Source organism: Paraburkholderia sp. SIMBA_054 (genome assembly GCF_046534875.1).
In the GTDB taxonomy this organism is placed as follows: domain Bacteria; phylum Pseudomonadota; class Gammaproteobacteria; order Burkholderiales; family Burkholderiaceae; genus Paraburkholderia; species Paraburkholderia hospita.
The window spans coordinates 45,146-71,841 of record NZ_JAWRXV010000020.1; the positions used below are offsets into that span (position 1 = coordinate 45,146).

The following is a 26,696-nucleotide window of genomic DNA, read 5'->3' on the forward strand; positions in this document are numbered from 1 at the left end:
AATTCACGCATGACAGATTCCTCGCGGTGCCGTGGCACCCGCCGAGGTGCGCACCTTGGCCCAACGTAGCGCGACGGCTGCGCGAGAAATCAAGGATCTGATCCTGTCGTCGAACGAGCGTGTCAGTGCTGGTGCAACGCTGGCTGGCGGAGCGGGCAACTCGATGCGTAATGTCAGTTCGGGTGTGACCAGAGTGACCGCATTGATGAGCGAGATATCGGAGGCGTCAAGGGAGCAGAGTGTCGGAATTGACCAGGTGAACCAGGCTGTCTCAGAGATGGACGAGATGACGCAGCAAAACGCCGCACTGGTTGAGCAGGCGTCGGCTGCGGCTGCTTCACTCGTGCGACAGACGCATGAGCTTAAGGACCGGGTATCGTTTTTCAGGGTCCCGGGGGAGAACCGGCATGTCGGCCCCGTCGGACTCGCTGCCTGAGGCAGGCGGGGGCGCCCACGCCGGTAAGTGCACCGACGAACGGCCATCCTACGTGCGGGCTTTGGAGTTCAGCTTCGCAGGATATCTTCTTCCAGTCGGGCCAACGGAAGATGACGTACGTCCCGGCCCTTGACGATATAAATCACAAACTCGGCAATGTTGGTCGCGTGGTCGCCGATACGTTCAATGGCCTTGGCGATGAAGAGATAGTCGAGGCACGGCGAGATGGTTCCTGGCGCAGCGTTCATATCAGCGACAAGCCGTTGCACAAAAAGTCGAAATTCGTTGTCGATCGCCAGATCGTCGCGCATGATCTGCGCAGCAGCAACGACGTCCATCCTGGCAAAGGCATCGAGCGAGCGACGCAGGATCGTGAGAGCCATTTCACCGGAGTTTCTCAGTTCTGGGATCTGCATTGCAGTTGCCGCACAGGCTTCGTCGATCTTTCGCAACCGTTTCGCGATCTTCCAAGCTTCGTCGCCGGCCCGCTCCAGATTTGTTACACATTTGGACGTGGCCATCAGTAACCGCAGATCACGAGCGGCCGGCTGTCGCCGTGCGATGACGTTATTGATTTCGTCATCAATCTCGACTTCCATCTGATTGAGCCACCGCTCAACATCCCGTACGCGCAAGACAACGGCCCCATCGAACCTGCTCAACAGTGTCAGCACCGCCGATATCTGCGATTCAACCAGTCCGCCCATCTCGAGCAGCCTTGTTGAGAGCAGATTCAGCGCAGCATCAAACTGGCTGGAGAGGTGCTTGTCAGACATTTTTCCTCCGTTTGCCCTGTGGTACCGCGCGACGTCTATGAGCGTGTCGTCTGGTGCATAGTGATTCGATGCGATTTTTTGTCTAAATGGTATATACGGTATTATCGTAATCAAGGTCTGCATTGCACAAGCGGCAATGCCGTCCACATCCATTGCGCATCGGCCTCTTTGATCTGCCCCCTGTTGGTATGAGGCGCTTTTCGTGTGACATGTCTGTGGCAGGGGCGGAAGTTGTGTGGATCGAAACGTACGCCACGATATGAAATAGCCCGGCTTGCCGTTTAGATGCCAGGCGGGTCATCCGACGCGATTGCCGCTATTGCGATCGTGATGATTGTGGGAGTAGGTTTGCAGTTGATGGAAGCGGTAGGGAGAATAAAGATGAAGTTTTCTCACAGACTTGGTTCGCACAACGCGGGACCACTATGGGGGCTCGCATTTGGTCTGGTCGTAACGCTCGCAGGAGTGGGACTCTGGTGCGATGCGAAGCTGTCACAGGCTGCCGGCCGATTTGACGAACCGCTGGCGGTAGCAGCAGTGCTCGTGGGCGTATTCGCAGCTATCTATGCGGCCCACGAACTTCGACATCGATAGCCGCGGTTTCATTTCTGGTGCTGATGAGGCTTCACCAACCGTTCGAGCCGCTTCCAATCCGAATGCGTCGGGCGGCCGCTGTTGAGCCCGGTTATGGCATCCTTTCCTGACCGTCGCGCGACCAGCGCGAAGCCTTCACCCGGCTCGACTGGCGAATTGAAGTTCGCCACCGAGTGACTCGGCGCGCTCGCGTATTCCGCCAGTCCGAGCCCACACCGCGGTCCTTTTCAATCTGCGCCCGGGTCGTTGTCGGTCAGCGTGTCATTTTTTCTGATGGAAGTGGGCGGCTGGCGTCCCGCATGCTTCGAAAGCCGGGATCTGATCGCTCCCGGCACGCCGCGCCGCGCAGGCTTTAGCACCGGATGGTTTCGTCGGGGTCGTCACTGTCTGCAGCTTTTGCCAGCGGCGCCACACGCCGGACAAAGAGTTCGACAATTCCCCGGGTCGGGACACTGGCAGACAGCGACGCAATCTCGGAAGGCGCAAACCACCGGCAACGTGCGATCTCGTTCAGCGGCGCCGGCACAGCGTCCGCCGGCGGCTCGGCGACGAACACATGATGCAATGTGCTGAACCCCTGAAACTGGAAGTAATAATTCATTTGCGAGACGATTAGCCCGGTCTCTTCCTCAAGCTCGCGGCTGGCGGCGGCTTCGAGCGGTTCGGCGCGCTTTATCCTGCCACCAGGCAGCGCCCACCGCGCGCGCTCACGTGCGACGAGCAGGATCGTGCCGTCCCGGACGCACAGTACGGTAGCCCTTCTTTTCATACTCTTTCTGTCAGTTGGTTTACGCGCTTCAAGGTATCTGCTGCCGGACAAAACGCAACGTGAAATGAATCGCCCGGACGCTGCGCGACCGCCGGTATCGTCTGGCAGCGAGCAGTTCACGTGCCGCTCGCGTCGGCGACCGGAGAGACGCGACTGACCTGGTGTCTGCCGTTGCCCCGCGCCGACGTAGTGAATGTGCGGCGGCACAACGCCACATTGAACCATATGTCATAAAAATGTCACAATTGCGGTTTTGATGTCAATGATATGCAGGTTGGTGACGCGGCGACGCGTGCGCCTGCGAGAGGTAAGAGGCGGCCCATGACACAATCCTATGAGTACAACGGCTTCACACTGCGCGTTGCTGTCGAGTCTGACTTTCGATCGGCCCAGGCGCGCGTTCGCACCAGCAACCCGGGCTACGTCGCTGTTGTCCGGATATGTGAGTCAGGCACGTTGGTGTCGAGGTTCTCGCCGCTGCGGCTTGGTGATGCCGCCGGTCGGGCATTCGCTAGCAAGGATGATGCGCTGACGGGCGGATACAGCGCAGCTTGCACGATCGTGGACGATCTGTTTGGCTGATCGTGCGGAGTTCAGTGTCCGTAGGCGCCAGTTGGGGGACGTGCAAGCGAAGCGGGCCGCCATCCCCAGCGGTCCGTCATCGCGGCACCACTTCGGAGTTCAAGACAGACGGTTGTTGCAGCGGTCCTGCGTCCGGCCCAGGCGCGCTCCATCGACCGGTGTTGCAAACATCGCCGACGAGGGTGAAGCCGGTCGTCTCTCCCGAATGTTGCGAGCATGTCTGAGCGGCTGATTCGAATATGAGCGCAACGCCGCCAAGAATTGCAACTGCAACGACTGTGTAAAACGGTTTCGCCAGATTGACCTGCAAGGCGAGGCTATTGCGCCATTTCATCGCGCCCGTCGTCGCGTGGGCTGCCGATCCAGCGAGGACAGGCGATGCGAGTAGCCCTGTCCTGACAATTCCAAGACTGAAGAGGGCAAACGCCATCTCTCCAGCGATCGGTTTGCGTGCGCTGGCAGCGTCGACCTTCGTTTTCACCTCGACATGATGGGCATGCAACGTCGCAGCAGCAGACAGCATGATGAAAAACGCAACGGCATCCGACAGCGCCATACCAACCCACATGTCGATGTTGATCCGCTTGAGTTGGACACTAGCCTGCAGTGGCGCGCAATTGCGATTGCAGGGAAGGATGCGAACGGATCTCTTCGACCTCTTGAGGCGCTTGCCAGAAGAACAGATACGGGCTGATGGTCGTACCCAGCACTGCGACGACTGTCGTCAGATAGCGGCCCGTGAAGCTGACCGGTGGCTTGACGATGCTCAGTCCTACCGCCTTCCAGTCGACCGGGATCACAACAAACACCATGGTCATGTACGCGAACACCGCACGTGTCAGCCACTTCAGGAAGCGTGCGTAGCGCTCGTAGGTAACGAAAACGAAAACCTGCAACGGGAGAGAAGTGGTGCCCTGACGCACGAAGTGAAGCTGAACGGGTCCAGCGAGCACGAGCTTTGCAGCAGCACCCATAGCTGCAAGATCGGCGGCGATATTGATCGTATTCGCGACGGGCAGCACGATTGCGGCGGCATAGAGGATGGGCGCCGGATAGTGACGGCGGAGATTTGTCGCGAGTCCCCGTGCAGTGACACGCCCGAGCCGTGCGCTGAGGGACTGGATCGCGACCATGAGCGGGTAGGTGAGCAGCATGGTCCAGAGAATACCGAATCCGAACTGCGCGCCCGCCTGGGTGTAGGTTGCGATTCCGCTGGGATCATCGTCTGCCGCGCCGGTAATCAATGCAGGACCGAGGCGCTTCATCCGTGAGCGCTCTGCCTAATCTTCGACAACCAGTTCCGGTTCGGCCTGCCCGTTTTCGTATGTTTTCGTGATCACCGCCACTCGTCGTACCGGAAGGGCTCGAGCGCCGCCCCGTTATCGTTGACGGCAGTTTCCGCGCCGCAACCGGGGCCTTCGTCCAGGCGTCATCACGTGCGCCCGGCCACGCAGTGTCGACCACTCGCGACGTTATCGGCGCACGCCGCGATGACGATGCCCCACGTGCTGTATGTACGGCAATGTATTCGTGCTACATCGCGATACAAACGCACACACCCCCACTTCTTTACGACACATCCGGGATACGTCTGCACGCTCCAATACGCTCATCCACGACGGGCTCGGCCCAGATTGAGGGCGTTCGAGACGTCGATGTTGCATGTGCAATGCGAGGTCGAACATGGCTGTGGACATTCAATATGATGCAAAGGATGAAGTGGGTAGCCAGATCGCGCGCAACTGCATGCTTACGCGTACGCGGGAAATTTCCCGGGTCGTTACCACGATTTACGACGACGCACTGCGGCCGTTTGGCATCAACGCGCCTCAATTCCCCCTCCTTGTGCTCATTACGGAACTCGGGCCGCTTAGCCGTTCGAATCTCTGGCGCAGGAACCATCAGGATCGTTCGACGCTGACGAGAAGCCTGCAACCACTCATCGCGCAGGGATGGATCTCTGAAGGACTGCCCGCCAATGATGGACGCGACCGTCTCCTTTTGCTTACCGGACGGGGAAAAGCGTTGCTCCGTACGGCCGCGTTCGCGTGGTCGTCCGCGCAGAGAAGAGCCAGAGGCGTGTCGGGAGAAGTCGGCGTTAGCGCGCTCATGGATATCGCGAGTGGGTTGCCGGAGCGCGTGAACTGATTTTTATCGCTGATATTGCATATGCAACGCCGCCAGGGCGTTTGCCCATTCTTATCCGTAAAAGGAGTTTTGCAATGAAGGTCGTCAAAGCCGCCGCCGTGCAGATCAGCCCGGTGCTCTATAGCCGTGAGGCAACGGTCGAAAAGATCGTACGGAAGATTCGTGAACTCGGCGAGAAAGGTGTGCAGTTCGCAACGTTCCCGGAAACCGTGGTGCCCTACTATCCTTACTTTGCCTACGTCCAGACGCCGTTGACGCAGCTTTCCGGCAGCGAACATCTGCGACTGCTCAACGAGGCGGTAACTGTGCCATCAGCAGCCACCGACGCGATCGGCGAGGCCGCGAAAGCAGCAGGAATAGTCGTGTCCATCGGCGTCAACGAACGCGACGGCGGAACGATCTACAACGCGCAGTTGCTCTTCGATGCGGACGGCACCCTGATCCAGCGTCGCCGCAAAATCACGCCTACCCATTTCGAACGCATGATCTGGGGTCAAGGCGACGGCTCCGGCCTGCGCGCAGTCGACAGCGAGGTCGGCCGTATCGGTCAACTGGCCTGCTTCGAGCACAACAACCCGCTTGCGCGCTACGCGATGATCGCCGACGGCGAGCAGATCCATTCGGCCATGTACCCGGGTTCTGCCTTCGGCGAAGGATTTGCCCAAAGGATGGAAATCAACATCCGCCAGCATGCGCTCGAGTCCGGGGCCTTCGTCGTGAACGCGACGGCATGGCTCGACGCCGACCAGCAGGCGCAGATCATGAAGGACACGGGCTGTGCCATCGGTCCGATTTCGGGCGGCTGCTTCACGGCGATCGTGGCACCCGATGGCATGCTGCTGGGCGAACCCCTGCGCTCGGGCGAGGGAGAAGTCATCGCCGATCTCGATTTCAGCCTTATCGACAGACGCAAGATGCTGGTGGACTCGGTTGGTCACTACAACCGGCCCGAGCTGTTGAGTGTTCTGATCGACCGCACGCCTGCTACGCACATTCGTGAACGTACGACGTATGCCGGGGAGAGCGTCGGGCCTGGCCTGGAAGATCTGAACGCTGCGGTCGGCTCGGCATCGGCAAACCGCAACTGAATGTTCATCGCCTGGAAACCCGTCTCTTAGCGAACCGCCTACTTTCATGGAGATGTTCCGTTGAAAAACGTTGCCTAGATCGGAACTGCAATCGTCGCAACTGGCTTGAACAGGACTGGCTCTACAACTACTTTCTTGTAAATGAGGGAGGGGTGGGTGCACGCGATCGCGCCGTGTAGAGCAGTTGAAGGCCGATAAATATCCTGCATGATGCGCATTTATATGTGCATATGCATTTTTCTATAAAACGAAAGAGTAAATGACATGACGACGAAGCCCGTACGTGACCGGCCCATTCCCGCGACGATGGGTGAGCTTCATGCGCAGGGGCGACTCGTGCGTCAACCTCAGCTTGAAAATTGCAACAGTACGAACCAAAACCCAGTGGTACACCCGGCCTGCAATGCGGCACCGCCGGGCGCGCCTTCGCGGACGCAATGGCCGTGCGTAACAGTGCATCGGTCCGGCGTGCCGGTACATGCGCATACAAAAGCGCCGTTTCGGGAAACACGCGAGATACATCGATGCGTTCGAATGGCGTTCACGAAAGCACGCTCTGAACAAACGCGAACCTGGATTCACTGCCCTCAGGAGTTCTCATGTCAAACGACACTCTTTCCCAGTCGCCGTCCCGTCGCCGCTTTGTTGGCGTAACCGCGGCAGCCATCGCAGCCGGCTCGCTGAGCCAGCTTGCCTTCGCCGAAACGAATCAGTCGATTCTTTCGGTTGCAAAATCAGCGGGCGGCGACAAGACTGCGATTCGTCCGGTTCGCGTACATGTACCCGAAGCGCAGCTTACCGATCTGCGCCGACGCATCAAGGCCACCCGATGGCCTGACAAGGAGACAGTCAACGACGATTCGCAGGGCGTGCCGCTTGCGATGATGCAGGAGCTCACGCGTCACTGGTCAACCGACTACGACTGGCGCAAGTGCGAAGCAAGACTTAACGCGCTGCCGAACTTCATCACGGAGATCGACGGGCTGGACATTCACTTCATCCATATCCGGTCGAAACATGAAGACGCGATGCCACTCATCGTCACGCACGGATGGCCAGGCTCCGTCATCGAGCAGTTCAAGATCATCGATCCGCTTATCAATCCCACCGCGCATGGTGCGAACGCATCCGACGCATTCCATCTCGTCATTCCATCGTTGCCGGGCTACGGGTTTTCAGGCAAACCGACCGAGATCGGCTGGGGTCCGGAGCGCACCGCCCGCGCGTGGGTTACGCTCATGAAGCGCCTCGGATACGAAAAATTCGCGGCGCAAGGCGGCGACCTGGGCGGCGTGGTCGCGAACGTGATGGGCAAGCAGGCGCCGCCGGAACTGCTCGGCATACACGTCAACTTCCCGGCGACCGTTCCCGCCGATATTGCCAAGGCACTGCAGGCGGGCGATCCGCCGCCCGCAGGACTGCTGGACGACGAAAAGCACGCGTACGAGCAACTCAGCAGCGCGGCGAAAAAGCGCCGCGCCTATGCGCTCGAGATGGGCACACGCCCGCAAACGCTTTATGGGCTATCGGACTCGCCAATCGGTCTGGCCGGCTGGCTTCTGGATCACGGCGATGGCTATACGCAGCCGGCAGCAGCACTGACCTCTGCCGTGTTCGGACGCACCGTCAATGGGGAATCCTCAGGCTCGATGACGCGCGACGACGTGCTGGACGACATCACGCTTTACTGGCTGACCAATACAGGGGTTTCCGCGGCGCGCTTCTACTGGGAATCGCACTTCAACTTCCTCGCGGCCGCCGACGTATCCGTTCCCGCCGCCGTTAGCGTGTTCCCGCGTGAAAACTACCAGGCGCCGCGAAGCTGGACAGAGCGTGCATATCACAATCTCATCTGGTACAACCGGCTGGACAAGGGCGGACACTTCGCGGCGTGGGAACAGCCGGCACTATTCGCCGAGGAAGTGCGGGCGGGGTTGAGGCCGTTGCGGAAATAAGCAGACGCGAGGAGCACGGAGCGATATCCCACAGCAATGGGATATCGCTCCATCGGGCCATATTCGTGAGAGGAGAAGCGCGCGGCGTGCCGGCGTCGATCACCGCCTGAAGCCCCGGGCAACGCAAATGCGACGATGCCACCACTACACTTCGCGAGTTCTCCGTTCGACCGTGTCGAGCGCCGCTTCCAGTGTTATGCGTGCCTTTTCTCGTCGTCTGCGCGCAAGCCGCTCTACGCCGGCACTCCGTTCCGGCTCGCCCGCGAGTAACGCATGAATGTCGGGCAGCGGCAAGATGACGCCGCGACTGCCCCAGGTGCCATCCGGAATCTCTGTTGGAAAGACCCAAACGCGCGATGCAACTTCTTCGAGCGGCCGGTTCTCGGCGCGAGCCACCGCTTCCGTGATGGCCTGAACCAGCGCTCTACGTGATTCGTCGGTGTATTGCCCCTCAGGCGCCGAAGGAATGATCCGGTAACGGGCTGCCTTCGAGCGTTCCCCGCCGACGAATACCGCAGCAGGTCGATGGAGATGAAGCACGGATACGGCCTGCGCAATCTGATTGCCCGGATCGTACCCTTCCGCCCTGATCAGGAGATCAGTCAGTTCCTTGATCAGGCGTGCTTCCGCTTCGGGCGTCAGCGCGTCTTCCGGCCACAATGCGTCGATCATCGGCATGGTGCTACTCCTCTTCACTTGTTTCGGTGCAAAGATGATCCGGCTTTGCAAGGCCCTGGTGAAGTGGCAGCAGCGCCAATTTGCAAGGCATATCGGACACACGAGATGACTACGATACGAATCTGGGTCTATGACGGGATACTGGCATCAGGCGTCGCTGGGCCCATCGATGTCTTCAACGTCGCCAATCACCTGAGTTCTCGTGAAGGAACGCGGGGGAAACCTGCACCCGGGTTCACGTGGCGCGTCGAATCGCTTGACGGAAGACCAGTCAGGGCGGCTTCGGGTCAGAGCGTTGCTGTGGACGGCAAGATCGATGCAAGCAAACGCGCCGATGCGATTCTGCTGACGGCGCCGTTCGTTTCCGACATGGACGAGTTCGTCGCGCGCCGCGAACAGTTGAGTGCGCTAACGTCCGCACTACAGCGCCAGCGCGAGGCGGGCGCTGTGCTGGCCGCATACTGCACCGGCAACTATCTGCTTGCTGAAGCGGGGTTGCTGAATGGGCGAGCCGCTACGACCCACTGGGCCATGGCAAGGGACTTCGCCCGGCGATATCCGGGCGTCGAACTGCGGGCCCACGAACTTGTGATCGCCCAGGATGGAATCGTTTCAAGCGGCGCCGTTACGTCGTACCTCAACCTTGCGATACGGTTGCTCGAAATGTTCGGCGGCGAGAAGCTCGCGGCAGCGACCGCCAAGTTGCTGCTGATCGAGACCAACCGCATTTCTCAGGCTTCGTACGCAACGCTCCTTGGCGAGCACGGACACGCCGATCCGCTCATCGCGCGCGCTCAACAACGCATGGAAGCGACTATCCAGGAGGGATTTCAGGTGAGCGATCTCGCAGCGTATCTCGCTGTCAGCGAGCGAACGCTTCACCGTCGTTTCAAGCAGGCTGTCGGCATTGCGCCGTTGGAGTATCTCCAGAACCTTCGCATCGAAGTGGCCAAACAGTTGCTCGAATCAAGGCCGATCAACCTTGAGGCCGTCAGTCAGCGAGTCGGCTACGCAGACCTCAGTGCCTTTCGGCAACTGTTCCGGCGCAAGACAGGTCTTTCGCCACGCGAGTATCAGGTTCGGTTTGCGCGCGTCTTCGGTAACGTGGCCTGAGCGCCAGACACAATAGCGCGCCGAAAGGGAGTGCCGCAAAGCGCGAATCGCGCCGACGGGTGGTATCGGGGTTCTGTCGCGCTAAGGGGGCAGGAGTAAAATCGAAGTTGATATTTGCCCGAAGTGAAGCGTGAGATGAAGAAGGCGACTGCGAGACAAGCCCTGCCTGCCGGCGTAGCGAAGGTACTCAAGCGCCTGCACTATCCTCTGGACGTGATACTTCTGTGCGTGCGGTGGTATGTGGCCTACTCGCTGAGCTTGCGAAATCTCGAGGAAATGATGGCGGAACGGGGCTTCCAGGTCGACCATTCGAGCGTGCATCGCTGGGTGATCAAACTCGTACCGTTGTTCGAGAAGGCCTTTCGCAAGCACAAACGTCCGGTCGGCAAGAGTTGGAGGATGGATGAAACCTACGTCAAGGTGGGCGGCCAGTGGAAGTACTTGTATCGCGCGGTGGACAAGGCCGGCAATACGGTCGAGTTCCTGTTGCGGGCGCATCGCGACAAGGCGGCAGCGCGCCGTTATTTCGAGAAAGCCATCGATCGAAACGGGACGCCCGAGACCGTGACCATGGATAAAAGCGGGGCGAATCTGGCCGCCCTCCAGACCATCAACGCCGAGCGGGAAACGCCCATCAAGGTCCGGCAGGTCAAGTATCTGAACAACATCGTAGAGCAGGATCATCGGGCGATCAAACGCCGAACCAGGCCCATGATGGGCTTCAAGGATTTCCGGTGTGCCCGCATCATCCTGTCAGGCATTGAGACGATGCATATGATCAGGAAAGGCCAGATGAAGGACAGCGGCGTGACCCGAACCGTTGCCGATCAGTTCTATTCGTTGGTGTCGTAAGGACTCCTTATCATCACGGAATCTTCTTGCCTTGCCGCCATTATCGCGACACAACCATCGCGCGAATGCGCTTGCTTGCCACCGTGATGGCTCCCAATACCCACAGAGAGGGAGCCCCCTCTGGCAGATTGCAAGGCGCAGTTGACGGACCATACTAGAGACACGAATCGTCAAAACCTTGCAGCGGAGCCGCATCATGGAAAGCCGGAATTTCCTGACCCACCAGCAGATCTTCGACCGCGCTGTCGACCATCTTTTCGGCCAAGGCCGCGCTGCGCTGCTGCCACATGGAGGTGGTGCATATCGCGGCTATTGCGGCGGGTGTCCCGTTGGCAGTTTCATCAAACCACGCGACTACATGACTGCAATGGAAGGCGTACCTGTTCGCTATATCGGCAAAACATCATCGGACGCGATACCCGTATATATGGATGTCGGCATCGCGGCACTGAGGAAGGCGTTGCTTCGCGCCCACGTCAATGTCTACGATCCCGCGACGATCGAGTTGCTCAGCACTTTGCAGAACGTGCACGACGTATTCGGCAAATGGGAATGGCGTGAGCGGCTTCAGTCGATCGCCCGACAGTTTGGTCTGTCGGCCGAACTGGTCAAGGCGGCGGCCTGACTGCCAGAGCCGACGGAACACGGAAATCATGTACGGGCGAGTGAGGTGACGATCATGAACATGCAGCAACAGTCTTTACGCGAACTCGTCGAAAAATGGCTGGCGCCGACTCCGGCAACGCCCTTTCGAGTGACCCGGTTCAGCCGCACGCGAGATAGCAACAGGCGCTACGTCTGTGTCGAAGTGGCGCGGCCGGCGTGCCTGGTCGCCATCATGTTCTTTCGGCATGCCGATGGCGCCTGGCGCGTATTTCCGCCTCGCCGCGAGGGCCCGGCAATGGCCTTCCAGAAAGCAGCATGACGCGCGCAGCGCCGCCGTGCTTGACCTATGATGAAACTGTCGGCCAGCCGCCTTCAGGCCGATCCAGGTATGAGGAATAGGACGTGGAGCCTGTCAATACCGTACTGCTGATCGACGATCACGCGCTGTTCCGCAAGGGCGTCGCGCAATTGATCCAGATGAACCCGGCGTTTCGCCTCGTCGGCGAAGCGTCGTCGGGACGGGTGGGTGTGGACCTCGCGGTCCGGCTCAAGCCCGACGTCGTTCTGATCGACCTCAACATGCCGGAAATGAGCGGTATCGAGACGCTCGAGATGATGAAACAGCACAACGTCGACGCACGCTTTCTGATGCTGACGGTGTCGGACAACGAACGCGATGTGGTGGCGGCACTACGCGCCGGCGCAAGCGGCTATCTGCTCAAGGACATGGAGCCGGAAGAACTGTGCATCAATTTGCAGAACGCGCTGCAGGGAACGGCCGTGCTCAGCGAGGCGATCACGGGCAAGCTGTTTCATGCACTGTCCGCCGGGCAGTCTCTCCCCGCTAACGAGTCGGGCCTTTCCGGGCGTGAGCAGGAGGTACTGGACTATCTGGTGGAAGGGCTATGCAACAAGGAGATTGCCCGAAAGCTCGATATCAGCGTCGGAACTGTCAAGGTGCACGTCAAACATCTGCTGCACAAACTCGATCTTCATTCCAGAGTCGAAGCCGTCGTGTGGCATCACGAGCGCCACGCGCGCCGCAATCCGCCGCGGGCGTGAGTCCTCTTCCTCGTCAGCCACTGATACTATTCGCACTGCGGAACCCTCGCGGCGGAGTCATGCCGCGCATCCCGTTGCCGATAGTCGATAGTCAAGTGTAGAGCCGAGCGATGAAGAGCGAGATAAACGACGAACTGCCCAGCGGTCCCGTGGACGAGTTGGGCGATGGAAGGTCGATTGAGTCATTCCTGGGCAAGGTCGTCAAAGAACACCGTACGAATCAGGGGCTGACGATTGCCGACCTGGCCGAGCAAAGCGGCCTGTCGCGAAGCATGGTATCGAAGATCGAGAACGGGCAGGTGTCGACCAGCCTCGATTCGATCGTGAGCATTGCGCGCGCACTGGGCATTTCGATTTCCGCGATGTTCAAGAACTTCGAGCATCGCGAGGGCAATGCGCAGCACGTCAAATCCGGCAAGGGCATGGAGGTCGTGCGGCGCGGCACCACGAAGGGACATACATACCATTTGCTGGCCTATGACCAGGGGCCCGTCAAGCTGTTCGAACCGTTTCTCATCACCATGGACGATGAAGCCGAGGTATTCCCGACCTTCGAGCATCCCGGCACGGAGTTCATCTACATGCTGCAAGGCAAGATGGAGTATCGCCATGGCAATCGCAGCTATCTGCTGCAGCCCGGCGACGCGCTGACCTTTCGTGGCTCCGTCGCGCATGGCCCCGAGCGTCTGATCAAGCTGCCGATCCGCTTCATCACCGTGATCATGTACGGCCAGTCGCCCGACCTGGATACCTGAACGCCCGTCTGACCGGGCAAACCTCGCGATAGCTGCGCGCGCATCCATGCGCGCCGATTCCACTATCGATTCCCCGCCTCGCAACCGTCCTCGAAAGACGTTGCCTCCCCCGTCGCTTCCATCGACATGCAGATACGTGCAGGGATAGTCGCGGCTATCGCTTGGGGGGACCCAGGTGATACGCGCCTGGCGATACTCCCGAAGGTGTACGGGTGTTTCCTGACAGGAAAAAAAGTTTATTGCCATTGACACACAAGTTTCGGCTGGCTACTGTTGTCACCAATGGTTCCTCTTCGAATCAATGCACAACATGTCCTCCAATACGCACCGCTTCACGCTGACTCTGTCCTGCCCCGATCGCATCGGGATTGTGTCTGCTGTAAGCACATTCCTTGCCGAGCATCGGGCCTGGATCATCGAGGCCACCCATCATGCCGACGAAATCGAGAGGCGCTTCTTCATGCGCCACGAGATCGTCGCGGAGTCGCTGCCCTTCGGCATCAACGGGTTCCGGGATCGCTTCGCCCACATCGCGAGAGAGTTTGCGATGGACTGGAAGATCTCTGACAACTCAGTCAAGAAGCGGGTCGTGATACTCGTGTCGAAGCTCGAACACTGTCTCTACGACCTGCTCGCGCGCTGGAAAGCGGGTGAACTCGACATCGAGATTCCGTGCGTAATCTCGAACCACGACACATGGCGCAGCTTTGTCGAGTGGCATGGCATTCCGTTCCATCACGTGCCCGTCACGCCTGACAACAAGGCGCAGGCTTATGACGAGGTGCAACGGCTATTCGAGGATGCGCGCGCCGACACGATGGTGCTCGCGCGTTACATGCAGGTTCTTTCGCCGAAGCTGTGCGCGGCTTATCCGGGGCGAATCATCAACATCCACCATTCGTTCCTGCCGAGCTTCGTTGGTGCGAAGCCTTATCACCAGGCCTACGGGCGCGGCGTGAAGCTGACGGGCGCGACCTGCCACTACGTGACGGAAGAGCTCGACCAGGGGCCGATCATCGAGCAGGACGTGATTCGCATCCGCCACTCGGACCGCCCGGATGACCTCGTGCGCCTGGGCCGCGATATCGAGAAGGCCGTATTGGCGCGAGGCTTGCGTTATCACCTCGAGGATCGCGTGCTGATCCACGGTAACAAGACCATCGTGCTGCGGTAATCGCGTAGCCGTCTTCCATCGAACAGGTCGTTGAGCCGCCCCCAGCGGGGCTGGCCAAAGGAGCGTTTTATGCCATGGCGTCTCGTCCGCTTCGCTCTCTCAAAGAAACATCCCGAACCGAGGATGTTCACGAGACACGACACTTTGCGTCGTTCATATGACGTTGTGATCATCGGCGCGGGGGGCCACGGTCTCGCGTCGGCCTACTATCTCGCGAAAGAGCACGGCATCACGAATGTGGCCGTGCTGGAGAAGGGGTATATCGGAGGAGGTAATACCGGGCGTAACACCACGATCATCCGCTCGAATTATCTGACGCCCGAGGGCGTGCAGTTCTATGACGAGTCGGTGAAGCTGTGGCAGGACCTGTCGCAGGACTTCGATCTCAACCTGTTCTATTCGACGCGCGGTCATTACACGCTTGCCCACACCGATTCGGCGATGCGCACGATGCGCTGGCGCGCGGAGGTCAACAAGCACTACGGGGTGGACTCCGAGGTCGTGGGTCCGAACGAGGTGAAAAAGGCCGCGCCGATGATCGATATCTCGTGCGGCGGCGTCGCGCCCATCATGGGCGCGCTGTATCACGCGCCGGGCGCGGTCGCACGGCACGATGCCGTTGCCTGGGGCTATGGGCGGGGGGCGGACCAGCGCGGCGTCGAAATCCATCAGCAGACGGAGGTGCTCGGCATCGACGTGGTGGGCGGCAAGGTCAAGGGCGTGAAGACCTCGCGCGGCTATATCTCGACGAACAAGGTGCTGTGCGCGGTGGCAGGCTCGACGCCCCGCGTGACGGATATGGTCGGCTTGCGCACGCCCATCTACATCCATCCGCTTCAGGCGATGGTGAGCGAGCCGCTCAAGCCCTGGCTCGATCCGATTCTCGTCTCGGGCAGCCTGCACGTTTACATCAGCCAGTCGGCGCGGGGCGAACTCGTGATGGGCGCTTCGCTTGATCCCTACGAACTGCATTCGACACGCTCGACGCTCGATTTCGTGGAAGGGCTCACCTCGCACATGCTCGAGATGTTCCCGTTCCTGTCGCAAGCCAAGGTGATGCGCCAATGGGCGGGGATGGCCGACATGACACCCGACTTCGCGCCGATCATGGGCAAGACGCCTGTCGAAGGCTTCTACCTGGATTCGGGCTGGGGCACCTGGGGTTTCAAGGCCACGCCTGTGTGCGGCAAGACGATGTCCCACACGGTCGCCAACGACGCCACCCATCCGCTCATCGAGAGCTTCTCGCTCGACCGGTTCCGCCGCTTTTCGCTCACTGGCGAAAAGGGCGCGGCATCCGTTGGCCACTAAGCTGGAGAACGACGATGAAAATCATGACCTGTCCGGTAAATGGCGCGCGGCCGGTGTCGGAGTTCGCCTACTGGGGCGAGATTCGTCACGAGCCTGATCCGACCCAGGCGAGCGATGCTCAATGGGCCGACTATGTGTTCTGCCGCAACGGCGCGCCGGGCGTGAAGCAGGAGTGGTGGTGCCATACGCCGAGCAATACATGGTTCATTGCCGAGCGCGACACCGCGAAAGATCTCGTGCTGCGCACGTGGCTTGCCGGCGAGGAGGCCTGAATGCGTCTGACTCCTCACCGCGGCGAATGGATCGAGCGCGATACACGCATCGATTTCTCGTATGAAGGCAAGCAATACAGCGGCCTCATCGGCGACACGATCTCGAGCGCACTGTGGGACTCGGGCCTGCGCGTGCTCGGCCGCAGCTTCAAGTATCACCGCCCGCGTGGCGTCCTTTCGCTCGCCAATCACGATGTCAATGTGATGCTGCAGGACGGCGCACGGCTGAACGTGCGCGCCGATGTGACCGCGTTGACGCCGGGCGGCAACTGGTATTCGGTGAATACGTTCGGCGGCGTGGAAGGCGATCGTGCGCGCGTCGTCGGCAAGCTCGCGGCGTTCCTGCCCGTCGGCTTCTACTACAAGGCGTTTTATAGCAAGCGCTGGTTTCCGCGCTGGGAGCGCATGTTCCGCACGATGACGGGTCTCGGCAAGGTCGATTTCGACGCGCCCCATATCCGCACACCGAAGCGTTATGGCTTTTGCGACGTGCTGGTGATCGGGGCCGGTCCATCCGGTTTGTCGGCGGCGCTCGCGGCGGCCGGGGAAGGCGCCGACGTCGTGATCGTCGATGAGAACGCGCGCATCGGCGGCAGCGGTGGCTATCAGCTGGGCGGCGACGAGCAGCGTTTCGACGAGATCCATGAACTGGAGAACGCCGTGCTCGGCCATCCACGAATCCGCGTGATGACGGGCACGCTCGCGGCGGCCTATTACGCGGACCTGTGGGTGCCGCTCGTGAACGCGACGTGTATCACGAAGATGCGCGCGAAAGCCGTGATCGTCGCGAGTGGCGCGTTCGAGCAACCCGCCGTGTTTCGCAACAACGACCTGCCGGGCGTGATGCTGGCATCGGCGGCGCAGCGCCTTGCCTATCGTTATGCCGTTGCGCCCGGCAAGCGGGCCGTCGTGCTCGCCGCCAATGCCGACGGCTACCGTGCGGCGCTCGACATGCTGGCGCGTGGCATCGAAGTCGTTGCCGTGGTGGATTTGCGCGCGTCGCATGCAAGCGATGACCTCGAGCGCGATCTCAGGGCGAAGGGCGTCGAAGTACTGGTATCGAGCTGTGTCGTCGAGGCCGTGCCGGACCGATCGGGCGAACGGCTGACGGGCGTGCGCGTCGGCGCGTTTTCAACGAACAGCGGCCTGCGCTATTCGACGGCAACGACCCGTCTGATCGAATGCGACACGCTGCTGATGAGCGTCGGCTGGTCGCCTGCCGCGAACCTGCTGTACCAGGCAGGCACGAAGATGCACTTCGATCACGATGTGCAGCAGTTCGTGCCGGAGCAATTGCCGCCCGGGGTGTTCGCATGTGGGCGCGTGAACGGCGTGTACACGCTCGGCAGCAAGCTGCGCGACGGCGCGCGCGCAGGCGTGCAGGCGGCAGCGCATAGCGGCAACGGCAAGGCAGGCGAAGCCGCGCAACTGCGTCTCCTGGAACGGGAATCGCCATCGCATCCCTGGCCGATCGTGGGCCATACGTCCGGCAAGAACTTCGTCGATTTCGACGAGGACCTGCAACTGAAGGACTTCGAAAACGCGGTGCAGGAAGGCTTCGACAACATCGAACTGTTGAAGCGCTTCTCGACCAACGGCATGGGGCCGAGCCAGGGCAAGCATTCGAACATGAATGGCCTGCGCATCCTCGCGCGGCTGACGGGCAAGGAGCCCCAGGAGGTCGGCACGACGACGGCGCGGCCGTTCTTCCATCCCGTGCCGATGTCGCATCTCGCCGGGCGCGGCTTCAACCCGGAACGGCGCACGCCGCTGCACGCGCAGCACCAGTTGCTCGGCGCCGTGTGGATGCCGGCGGGCGTCTGGCAGCGCCCAGAGTACTACGCGGTCGCGGGCAAGGAGCGCGCGGTCTGCATCGAGGAAGAGGCGCTCGCCGTGCGCAACGGCGTGGGCATCATCGATGTGGGCACGCTCGGCAAGATCGAAGTGCGCGGGCCGCAGGCCGCGGAGTTCCTCGAACGCGTGTACGTGTCGAAGTACGCGGGCCTGAAACCTGGCATGACCCGCTACGCCGTGATGTGCGATGAGTCCGGCGTGGTGATCGACGATGGCGTGATCGCGCGTCTCGCCGACGACCACTTCTACTTCACGACCACGACGTCGGGCGCGGCGGCCATCTATCGCGAGCTGTCGCGGCTCAACACGATCTGGCGGCTCGACTGCGGCATCGTCAACGTGACGGGCGCGTTCGCAGCGGTGAACCTCGCGGGGCCCGCATCGCGTGCCGTGCTCGGCAAGCTCGTCGATCTCGATCTGTCGCCGGCGGCCTTCCCGTATCTCGGCGTGCGCGTGACGGGCGTCGCCCTCGGTCAGAACCGTGTGCCGGCGCGTCTGATGCGCGTGGGTTTCGTCGGCGAATGGGGATACGAAATCCATATCCCCGCCGAGTACGGCGCGGCGCTGTGGCGCACGCTGCTCGAAGCGGGTCATGAACACGGCATTCGCCCGTTCGGCGTCGAAGCGCAGCGTCTGTTGCGGCTCGAGAAGGGGCACGTGATCGTGAGCCAGGATACCGACGGTCTGACGACACCGCGTGACGCCGGCATGGAATGGGCCGTGAAGATGGACAAGCCGTTCTTCGTCGGCAAACGCAGCCTGCAGATCATCGACAAGCTGCCTGCCAAACAGCGTCTGGTCGGTTTCGCGCTCGATGCGGGCGTGCGCGACGCGGGTCTGCGCGAGTGTCATCTCGTGATCGAAGGCGGCGAGATATCGGGACGTGTGACGAGCGTCGCGTGGAGCGCGACGCTGCAAAAAACGATTGGTCTTGCGTTTGTGCGGCCCGAGCAGGCCGAGCCCGGCACGCGCATCAGCTTCCGCGCGAGCGGCGGCCGGATGGTGCCCGCGACGGTGGTGCCGACACCGTTCTATGACCCTGAGAGCGAGCGTCAAAAAGACGCCGTAACAACAAAGGCTGCCACGCCGAAGAAGGAGACAGTATGAACGCGCCACTTCGGATGAGCCCCGTATGCGATGCCTGGAAGACGGCCAACGCGCAGTGGAGCGTGCGGGAGAACATGCGCGTCGAGGAGCGCGTCGATGCCGCCGACAGCACGCGTGCCGCGACGCTTGGCATCGCCGACGTCTCCTTCCTGTTTCGCACCGGCTTCAAGGGGCAGGGCGTAGCGGCGTGGCTGCAGGCCCAGGACATCCCTGTGCCGGCGCAGCCCAACAGCTGGGCGCCCCTCGCGGGCGGCGGCGTCGTGTTGCGGCTCGGCGTTTCCGAATACCTGATCGAAGACGGCCTGACGCAAGGCAGCTCGGCAAGGATGGCGCATCTTGAGCCGCCCGTGCGCGTGTACCCCGTGCTTCATCAGGATGCGGCACTCGTGCTGTGCGGCGAAGCCGTGAACGATCTGCTGCTGCAAACCTGCAATGTCAATTTTGGCGCGCTCGATCTGGCTGCCCGGCCAGTCGTGCTGACATCGATGGCGGGTGTCGCCGTCACCGTCATGCCAGGCGCCCGGGCAGGCAAGCCTTACTACCGGGTATGGGCCGACGGCACATACGGCCTTTATCTGTGGGAGACCCTCGCAGGCATCGCCGCCGAGCTCGGCGGCGGGCCAGTCGGGGTCGCTGCGATCACGGATATCGACCAGTCGGCAACCCCGTAGCGAGCAAGTAGTCGACGCGGGCGCGCACTCGGGCCGGCGTTTTCAGAAACCTGGATTTATCACGTTCAAGGACATTCAGATGACCCCCGAAGACGCCCGAAAATTTCTCGCAGAAAACGAGGTGAAATACATCCTCGCGCAGTTCGTCGATATCCACGGAGTCGCGAAGACCAAATCCGTGCCTGCGGCGCATCTGAACAGCATTCTCACGGCGGGTGCCGGCTTCGCGGGCTTCGCCGTGTGGGGACTGGGTATCGATCCGCAAGGGCCCGACTTCATGGCCGTCGGCGACATCAATACCCTGCAACTCGTGCCCTGGCAACCGGGCTATGCGCGCGTCGTCTGCGACGGACATGTGAAGCGCGAGCCGTGGCCATTCGAAAGCCGTGTGACGCTGAAGAAACAGATTCGCCGCCTCGAAGAACACGGCTGGATTCTCAACACAGGGCTCGAGCCGGAGTTCTCGCTGCTGCGCAAGGGGGCGGACGGCACGATCGCACCCTGCGACCACACCGATGCATTGCCGAAGCCGTGCTACGACTACAAGGGTCTTTCCCGCTCGCGCGAATTCCTGGAGCGTTTGACGGATGCGCTGATCAAGGCGGGCATCGACGTCTATCAGATCGACCATGAAGACGCGAACGGCCAGTTCGAGATCAACTACACGTACACCGACTGCCTGAAGTCCTGCGATCACTACGTCTTCTTCAAGATGGCGGCCGCGGAGATCGCCAACGAACTGGGCCTCGTTTGCTCGTTCATGCCGAAGCCGTTCGCGAACCGGCCCGGCAACGGCATGCACATGCACATGTCGATTTCCGATGGCAAGAAGAACCTGTTCGCCGACGATCACGACGAGCGCGGCCTCGGCCTCTCGAAGCTCGCCTACCACTGGACGGCGGGCATTCTGAAGCATGCCGCGGCGCTCACGGCGATCTGCGCGCCGACGGTGAATTCGTACAAGCGTCTCGTCGTGGGCCGTTCTTTGACAGGCGCGACATGGGCGCCCGCCTATGTGAGCTATGGCGACAACAACCGCTCGTCGATGGTGCGCATTCCGGGCGGCCGGATCGAACTCCGCCTGCCCGATGCCGCGTGCAACGCCTATCTCGCGACGGCTGCCGTGATTGCGGCCGGGCTCGATGGCGTCGAAAACCGTCTGGACCCGGGTGAACCCTGCAATGCCAACCTCTACGAGATGTCGCAGCGTGACCTCAAGGAGAACGGCATCAGCATCTTGCCGCAGAACCTCGAAGCCGCGTTGCATGCGCTGGAGCGCGACGAGGTGATGCTCGAGGCGCTGGGGCCGGCGGGCGGCGAGTTTCTCCGTCTCAAGCACATGGAGTGGATCGAGTACATGCGCCATGTGTCGGACTGGGAACAGAAGACCTACCTCGAATTTTTCTGATCAAGAATCCTAAACAGCTTTTCGCTTGAATTTAAGCGCGAGGAGATAACGATGTGTGGAATTGTCGGACTACTCGTCAAGAAGCCCGAGTTGCGCGAGCGGCTCGGCGAATTGATGGTGCCCATGCTGCTGGGCATGACGGAGCGCGGGCCGGACTCGGCGGGCCTTGCGGTGTTCACGGAGCCTGTTGCCGACGGCGTGCGCAAGATCAGCTTTTACTCGGGCCTGACGGAAGAAGGCGCCGATTTCAACTGGCAGGGGCTGGTTCATGAACTGAACGCGCATCTGGGCGCCAAGGCATCGGTGCAGGTGAAGGACAACCACGCCGTATTGACGGTTGCCGTCGATCCCGAAACGGTCAAGCACTGGATCCGCGAAACGCATCCGGGGCTGCACGTGCTGTCGACGGGACGCATGATCGATCTGTACAAGGACACGGGCACGCCCGGCCAGGTCGCGGACCGTTACGCGTTTAGCGGGCTGACGGGCACGCACCTGGTGGGGCATACGCGGATGGCGACGGAATCCGCCGTGACGCCCGATCGTGCGCATCCCTTTACAGCGGGCGAGGACTTCTGTCTCGTGCACAACGGCTCGCTGTCGAATCCGTTCGGCGTGAGACGCATGCTCGAACCGCACGGCATTCGCTTCGATACCGACAACGACACGGAAGCCGCCTGCCGTTTCCTCGAATATCGGCTGCGCGAAGGCGACGATCTCGAAGCGGCGCTGCAGAAGGGTTTCGAGCAGCTCGACGGCTTCTTCACGTTTCTGATGGGCACGCCCGACAAGCTCGCTTTGATCCGCGATCCGTTCGCCTGCAAGCCCGCTGTGGTCGCCGAGACGGACGATTTCGTCGCGATTGCCTCCGAGTTCCGTTCGCTCGCGCATCTGCCCGACATCAAGCACGCCCGCGTTTTTGAACCGGCTCCCGAGGAGATGTACGTATGGACAGTGTGAACTTCGACCTGGCGTCCGCCTCGGTGACGGACGTGAATGGCTTCCTGCACCGCGAGGCCGCGAAAGCGGGCACGCGCCGCGTGCTGATCTCGAATCCCGATGGCGCGCACAACATTGCGGTGGGGCTCGATCTTCCCATCGAAATCGAGATCGACGGCCATGCAGGCTATTACGCCGCCGGCATGAACAAGGAAGCGAAAGTGACGATCTCGGGCAGCGCCAGCACGGGTGTGGCCGAGAACATGATGAGCGGCCGCGTGCACGTGAAGGGTTTCGCTTCGAACGCGGCGGGCGCATCGGCGCACGGCGGGCTGCTCGTCATCGAGGGCGACGCGGGCCTGCGCTGCGGGATCTCGCTGAAGGGTGCGGACATCGTCGTGAAGGGATCGGTTGGCAGCTTTTCCGCGTTCATGGCCCAGGCGGGCCGGATCGTGATCTGCGGCGACGCCGGCGATGCGCTCGGCGACTCGCTGTACGAGGCGGTGATCTATGTGCGCGGCAAGGTCAAGTCGCTCGGTGCCGACGCGCGTGAAGAGCCGATGCAACCTGCCGATGTGGAAGCCGTCGCGCAACTGCTGCGCGCAGCGGGCCCCGCATTCGCGGAATTCGATCCCAAGGAATTCAGACGCGTCTCGTCGGCCCGCTCGCTGTATCACTGGAATGCCGACGCGAATCAGGAATATTGAACCGGGGACCCCGCCATGGAAATCAAGCCCGTACACATGAAACATATCGCCACCGAAGAGTCCTGGGGCTTCGACCGCAAGACGATCGACTACATCCAGAACGCTGCGGCACACGGACTGTATGAGATCCGTGGCCTCGGGGCGAAGCGGCGCGTGCCGCACTTCGACGACCTGCTGTTTCTCGGCGCATCGCTGTCGCGCTATCCGCTGGAGGGATACCGCGAAAAGTGCGTGACCAAGACCGTGCTCGGCACGCGCTTCGCGAAGAAGCCGATCGAGCTCGCCATCCCCATCACCGTCGCGGGCATGAGCTTCGGCGCGCTGTCGGCGAACGTGAAGGAATCGCTTGGCCGCGCAGCCACCGAACTCGGCACCTCGACGACGACGGGCGACGGCGGCATGACGCCCGAAGAACGGCAATCGTCGAAGACGCTCGTCTATCAGTGCCTGCCGTCGCGTTACGGCTTCAATCCCGACGACGTGCGCAAGGCCGACGCGATCGAGGTCGTGATCGGACAAGGGGCCAAGCCGGGTGGGGGCGGTATGTTGCTCGGCCAGAAGATCTCGCCGCGCGTGGCCAAAATGCGCACACTGCCAGAAGGAATCGATCAGCGTTCGGCATCGCGCCATCCCGACTGGACAGGCCCTGACGACCTGCAGATCAAGATTCTCGAATTGCGCGAGATGACCGACTGGCAGACCCCGATCTACGTCAAGGTCGGCGCGACGCGCACGTTCAATGACGTCAAGCTCGCGGTGCACGCGGGCGCGGACGTGATCGTCGTCGATGGCATGCAGGGCGGCACGGCCGCGACGCAGACCTGCTTCATCGAGAACGTCGGCATCCCGACGCTCGCCGCGTTGCGCCAGGCGGTCGATGCGCTCGAAGACCTGAACATGAAGGGGCAGGTACAGCTGATCATCTCGGGCGGCATCCGCAGCGGGGCCGACGTCGCGAAGGCGCTGGCGATGGGCGCCGATGCCGTGGCCATCGGCCAGGGCGTGCTGGTGTCGCTGGGCTGCAATAGCGGCTCGTATATCGAGAACGGCCAGCATGTGAGCGCGCTCGACGACTACGCGAGCCTCGGCACCGCGCCGGGCTTCTGTCACCATTGCCACACGGGCAAGTGCCCCGTTGGCATCACGACCCAGAACCCGGTGCTGCAAGAACGTCTGAAGCCCGATGTCGGTGCGAAGCGTCTGAAGAACTATCTGAAGACGCTGAACATGGAGCTGACGACGATCGCGCGTGCTTGCGGCAAGCAGAACGTTCACCACCTGGAGCCGGAAGACCTCGTGGCGCTCACGGTCGAAGCCGCGGCGATGGCGCGTGTGCCGCTCGCCGGGACCAACTGGATTCCCGGCCTGAACGGCGCCCGATGACAGCGCAGATCATCGACGGCCGGCACCTTGCGCGACGGCTGCGCGCGCGCTTTCGCGAGCGCGTCGCGGCCCTGTCCGCGCGAGGTGTCGTGCCCGGTCTCGCCGTGGTGCTGGTCGGCGACAACCCTGCGTCGGAGCTGTACGTCGCGAACAAGGTGCGAGCCTGCGAGGATTGCGGCGTGCGCTCGTTCATGCACAGGTTCCACGCGGATTGCCGGGAAACGGAACTCCTCGATCGTATTGCCGCGCTCAACGTCGAGCGCAGCACGCACGGCATTCTGGTGCAACTGCCGTTGCCGCCGCAGATCAACGTGCGGCGCGTGCTGGAAAGCATCGTCGTCGACAAGGACGTCGACGGTTTCCATCTTTACAACGTGGGCGCGCTGGTGGTCGGCAATTCGATCTTTCCGCCGTGCACGCCGTATGGCGTTCAGCTTCTGCTGGAGACGACGGGTATCGACGTGGCGGGGAAGAACGTCGTGGTGGTCGGCGCGAGCAACATCGTCGGCAAGCCGATGGCGTTGATGCTGCTGCAGAAGGAAGCCACCGTCACCGTGTGTCACGTGAAAACGCGCGACCTTGCGCAGCACACGATTCACGCCGACATTCTGGTCGTCGCCGCAGGCAAGCCGGGTCTCATCAAGGCGGAGATGGTCAAGGAAGGTGCGATCGTGATCGACGTCGGGATCAATCGCACGCCTGATGGGCGCATCGTCGGCGACGTCGATTTCGAGCCCGTGCGCGAGCGGGCATCATGGATTACGCCCGTGCCGGGCGGCGTGGGACCGATGACGGTCACGATGCTGATCGAGAACACGTTGCGATCCGCCGAGCGGTTTGCAGATGGCGAAGCGTTTCATCCGCCGCAGCCCTTCTGGCAGGTGCCGGCAGGGTAGGGCAAAAAAATTACGGCGTTGACGATTGCAGGAGGCCTCTAATGACTGACGATACACGTAACGCACTCGAAACCGCCGCGCGGCTCGCGCTCGCATTTCACGACTCGCGCGCGTCGCGCCCAACGGGTCCGATAGCGAGCTTCGGCGAGTTGAGCGCGGCGTTCGGTGGCCCGACACCGGAACAAGGCGAGCCCGCCGATGCCGTCATCGCGCGGCTCTCGGTCATTGCCGAGCCGGGTTTGCTCGGCACGGCGGGGCCGCGCTTTTTCGGCTGGGTTGCGGGCGGCTCGCATCCCGCCGCCGTCGCGGCGGACTGGCTCACGAGCATCTGGGGACAAAATGCCGCGACCTGGCACGGCGCGCCTGCTGCCGCCGTCGCGGAACAGGTGGTGGCGGGCTGGTTTCTCGATTTGCTGGACCTGCCGCGCGAGTGCTCGGTCGGTTTCACCACGGGCGCGACGATGAGCAATTTCGTCTGCCTCGCGGCGGCCCGCGACGCCGTGCTGCGGCATGCTGGCCGGGATGTCGAGGCCGACGGTATGTGTGGTGCGCCGCCCATCTCCGTGTATGTCGGCGAAGGCGTGCACGCGGGCGTGCTGGCCGCGCTGCGCTATCTGGGCATCGGCGAGCGGCGTGTCATCCGGATCGCCGCCGACGAGTCGGGCCGCATGCAGGTTTCCGCGTTGCGGGAGGCGCTCGCGCAGCATTCGGGACCGCTCATCGTGATCGCCCAGGCGGGACACATGATGACAGGCGCGTTCGATCCCGTCGGCGAGATCGCGGCGTGTACGCACGAGCATGGCGGATGGGTTCACGTCGATGCGGCGTTCGGGCTGTGGGTCAGAGCAAGCCCGCAGCACAGGGATCTTGCCGCCGGCATCGAAGACGCGGATTCATGGGCGGCCGACGCGCACAAGTGGCTGCAAGCACCCTATGAAACCGGCTGCGCGTTCGTACGCGATGCCGCCGCTCACCGTCGCGCGATGTCGATTAACGCGAGCTATCTGCCGCAAGCAGATGAAGGCGTTCGCGACCCTGTGCACTACACGCCGGAGCTGTCGCGCCGCGCACGCGGCTTTGCGCTCTGGGCGCTCGTGCGCTCGCTCGGCAGGCAGGGCATCGCGGCGATGGTCGAACGCCATTGCGCGCTCGCGCGGCGCATGGCACGCCGGCTTGCGTTGGGTCCCGGTGTCGCGCTGCTCAACGAGGTCGAGTTGAACCAGGTGATCGTGCGCTTCGGTTCGGCCTATGACGTCTCGCTCGCCGACGAACTGACGCTGCGCGCGATCGAACGTATCCGGGCGCAGGGCATCTGCGATGTGCGCGCGGCGCGCTGGCAAGGGCGCGCGGTGATGCGTCTGTCGGTCATCTCGTGGGCCACGACGGAGCACGACGCGGATCGTGCCGCCGATGCGATTCTGTCGGCATGGGATCAGGTGCATGGCGACTACCTGTGTCAGGAACGGGAAGCGATGGCATTGGCATTCGGATAAGCGTTGCTCAAGCGCTGTACTTTTGCGGGCGGTCCGTCAACTTCGACGGGCCGCCCGCTTTTCGCAT

24 protein-coding genes and 2 pseudogenes are annotated in these 26,696 nt (G+C 61.9%); 22 read left to right on the forward strand and 4 right to left on the reverse strand.

Features of this window, described 5'->3' with window-relative positions:
* Window positions 1–28: 28 nt before the first annotated feature.
* Window positions 29–436 (forward strand): annotated as a pseudogene (locus SB822_RS24030) (methyl-accepting chemotaxis protein); the annotation flags it as partial.
* 68 nt (window positions 437–504) lie between these two features.
* On the opposite strand, the gene phoU reads toward SB822_RS24030, so the two are convergent.
* Both phoU and SB822_RS24040 read right to left on the reverse strand, forming a co-directional pair.
* Window positions 505–1,212: a phosphate signaling complex protein PhoU gene (gene phoU / locus SB822_RS24035; RefSeq protein WP_353558277.1), complete on the reverse strand. Its 708-nt coding sequence runs from the start codon at window positions 1,210–1,212 to the stop codon at window positions 505–507.
* A gap of 946 nt (window positions 1,213–2,158) precedes the next feature.
* Complete coding sequence (locus SB822_RS24040; RefSeq protein ID WP_353558276.1) at window positions 2,159–2,695, reverse strand: NUDIX hydrolase; 537 nt, start codon at window positions 2,693–2,695, stop codon at window positions 2,159–2,161.
* A gap of 201 nt (window positions 2,696–2,896) precedes the next feature.
* Between SB822_RS24040 and SB822_RS24045 the strand changes: the two genes are divergently transcribed.
* Window positions 2,897–3,157: a hypothetical protein gene (locus tag SB822_RS24045; RefSeq protein ID WP_353558275.1), complete on the forward strand. Its 261-nt coding sequence runs from the start codon at window positions 2,897–2,899 to the stop codon at window positions 3,155–3,157.
* A 235-nt stretch (window positions 3,158–3,392) separates the two neighbouring features.
* Here SB822_RS24045 and SB822_RS24050 read toward each other — a convergent pair.
* Window positions 3,393–4,422 (reverse strand): annotated as a pseudogene (locus tag SB822_RS24050) (divalent metal cation transporter); the annotation flags it as partial.
* A gap of 481 nt (window positions 4,423–4,903) precedes the next feature.
* On the opposite strand from SB822_RS24050, the gene SB822_RS24055 reads away from it, so the two are divergent.
* From SB822_RS24055 to SB822_RS24065, 3 genes are all read left to right on the forward strand, one after another.
* Window positions 4,904–5,305, forward strand: a complete 402-nt coding sequence (locus tag SB822_RS24055) for a MarR family winged helix-turn-helix transcriptional regulator (protein WP_410855820.1) — start codon at window positions 4,904–4,906, stop codon at window positions 5,303–5,305.
* A 74-nt stretch (window positions 5,306–5,379) separates the two neighbouring features.
* A complete protein-coding gene (locus SB822_RS24060; RefSeq protein ID WP_410855759.1) occupies window positions 5,380–6,393 on the forward strand; it encodes a carbon-nitrogen hydrolase family protein in 1,014 nt (337 codons plus the stop codon).
* A gap of 599 nt (window positions 6,394–6,992) precedes the next feature.
* Window positions 6,993–8,348 carry an epoxide hydrolase family protein gene (locus tag SB822_RS24065; RefSeq protein ID WP_410855760.1) on the forward strand — a complete coding sequence of 452 codons (1,356 nt, stop codon included), beginning with the start codon at window positions 6,993–6,995 and terminating at the stop codon, window positions 8,346–8,348.
* A gap of 144 nt (window positions 8,349–8,492) precedes the next feature.
* On the opposite strand, the gene SB822_RS24070 is transcribed toward SB822_RS24065, so the two are convergent.
* Window positions 8,493–9,026, reverse strand: a complete 534-nt coding sequence (locus SB822_RS24070; RefSeq protein ID WP_094298796.1) for a tautomerase family protein — start codon at window positions 9,024–9,026, stop codon at window positions 8,493–8,495.
* Between the two features lie 105 nt (window positions 9,027–9,131).
* Between SB822_RS24070 and SB822_RS24075 the strand changes: the two genes are divergently transcribed.
* From SB822_RS24075 to SB822_RS24155, 17 genes are all read left to right on the forward strand, one after another.
* Window positions 9,132–10,139 carry a GlxA family transcriptional regulator gene (locus tag SB822_RS24075; protein ID WP_353558272.1) on the forward strand — a complete coding sequence of 336 codons (1,008 nt, stop codon included), beginning with the start codon at window positions 9,132–9,134 and terminating at the stop codon, window positions 10,137–10,139.
* 135 nt (window positions 10,140–10,274) lie between these two features.
* Window positions 10,275–10,991, forward strand: coding sequence for an IS6 family transposase (locus SB822_RS24080; RefSeq protein ID WP_410855761.1), 717 nt, complete (start codon window positions 10,275–10,277; stop codon window positions 10,989–10,991).
* A 196-nt stretch (window positions 10,992–11,187) separates the two neighbouring features.
* Window positions 11,188–11,616, forward strand: coding sequence for a hypothetical protein (locus tag SB822_RS24085; protein ID WP_410855762.1), 429 nt, complete (start codon window positions 11,188–11,190; stop codon window positions 11,614–11,616).
* A gap of 54 nt (window positions 11,617–11,670) precedes the next feature.
* A complete protein-coding gene (locus SB822_RS24090; RefSeq protein ID WP_007585793.1) occupies window positions 11,671–11,916 on the forward strand; it encodes a hypothetical protein in 246 nt (81 codons plus the stop codon).
* Window positions 11,917–11,999: 83 nt separating this feature from the next.
* Window positions 12,000–12,659 (forward strand): two-component system response regulator NarL, encoded by a 660-nt coding sequence (gene narL, locus SB822_RS24095; protein ID WP_410855763.1) that lies wholly within the window; start codon window positions 12,000–12,002, stop codon window positions 12,657–12,659.
* Between the two features lie 110 nt (window positions 12,660–12,769).
* A complete protein-coding gene (locus SB822_RS24100; RefSeq protein WP_042306518.1) occupies window positions 12,770–13,414 on the forward strand; it encodes a helix-turn-helix domain-containing protein in 645 nt (214 codons plus the stop codon).
* A 301-nt stretch (window positions 13,415–13,715) separates the two neighbouring features.
* Entirely contained in the window at window positions 13,716–14,588 is an 873-nt protein-coding gene (gene purU / locus SB822_RS24105; RefSeq protein WP_079500225.1) for a formyltetrahydrofolate deformylase, read from the forward strand.
* Between the two features lie 123 nt (window positions 14,589–14,711).
* On the forward strand, window positions 14,712–15,899 hold the full coding sequence (locus SB822_RS24110) for an FAD-dependent oxidoreductase (protein WP_229514783.1): 1,188 nt from the start codon (window positions 14,712–14,714) through the stop codon (window positions 15,897–15,899).
* A gap of 14 nt (window positions 15,900–15,913) precedes the next feature.
* The gene (locus SB822_RS24115) at window positions 15,914–16,171 is read left to right on the forward strand and encodes a sarcosine oxidase subunit delta (RefSeq protein ID WP_007585788.1); all 258 of its coding nucleotides are present in this window, start codon (window positions 15,914–15,916) and stop codon (window positions 16,169–16,171) included.
* Complete coding sequence (locus SB822_RS24120; protein WP_410855764.1) at window positions 16,172–19,132, forward strand: glycine cleavage T C-terminal barrel domain-containing protein; 2,961 nt, start codon at window positions 16,172–16,174, stop codon at window positions 19,130–19,132.
* Window positions 19,129–19,803: a hypothetical protein gene (locus SB822_RS24125; protein WP_410855765.1), complete on the forward strand. Its 675-nt coding sequence runs from the start codon at window positions 19,129–19,131 to the stop codon at window positions 19,801–19,803. The genes SB822_RS24120 and SB822_RS24125 overlap by 4 nt, the downstream gene beginning before the upstream one ends.
* A gap of 79 nt (window positions 19,804–19,882) precedes the next feature.
* Window positions 19,883–21,211 carry a type III glutamate--ammonia ligase gene (gene glnT / locus SB822_RS24130; RefSeq protein WP_410855766.1) on the forward strand — a complete coding sequence of 443 codons (1,329 nt, stop codon included), beginning with the start codon at window positions 19,883–19,885 and terminating at the stop codon, window positions 21,209–21,211.
* Window positions 21,212–21,262: 51 nt separating this feature from the next.
* Entirely contained in the window at window positions 21,263–22,171 is a 909-nt protein-coding gene (locus SB822_RS24135) for an amidophosphoribosyltransferase (protein ID WP_410855767.1), read from the forward strand.
* Window positions 22,159–22,857, forward strand: a complete 699-nt coding sequence (locus SB822_RS24140) for a protein glxC (RefSeq protein WP_007585778.1) — start codon at window positions 22,159–22,161, stop codon at window positions 22,855–22,857. Before SB822_RS24135 ends, SB822_RS24140 begins: the two co-directional genes overlap by 13 nt.
* A 15-nt stretch (window positions 22,858–22,872) precedes the next feature.
* Window positions 22,873–24,240 carry an FMN-binding glutamate synthase family protein gene (locus tag SB822_RS24145; protein ID WP_007585777.1) on the forward strand — a complete coding sequence of 456 codons (1,368 nt, stop codon included), beginning with the start codon at window positions 22,873–22,875 and terminating at the stop codon, window positions 24,238–24,240.
* The gene (folD, locus tag SB822_RS24150) at window positions 24,237–25,136 is read left to right on the forward strand and encodes a bifunctional methylenetetrahydrofolate dehydrogenase/methenyltetrahydrofolate cyclohydrolase FolD (protein ID WP_007742741.1); all 900 of its coding nucleotides are present in this window, start codon (window positions 24,237–24,239) and stop codon (window positions 25,134–25,136) included. Before SB822_RS24145 ends, folD begins: the two co-directional genes overlap by 4 nt.
* Before the next feature lie 41 nt (window positions 25,137–25,177).
* Complete coding sequence (locus SB822_RS24155; protein WP_410855768.1) at window positions 25,178–26,629, forward strand: pyridoxal phosphate-dependent decarboxylase family protein; 1,452 nt, start codon at window positions 25,178–25,180, stop codon at window positions 26,627–26,629.
* Window positions 26,630–26,696: the final 67 nt, after the last annotated feature.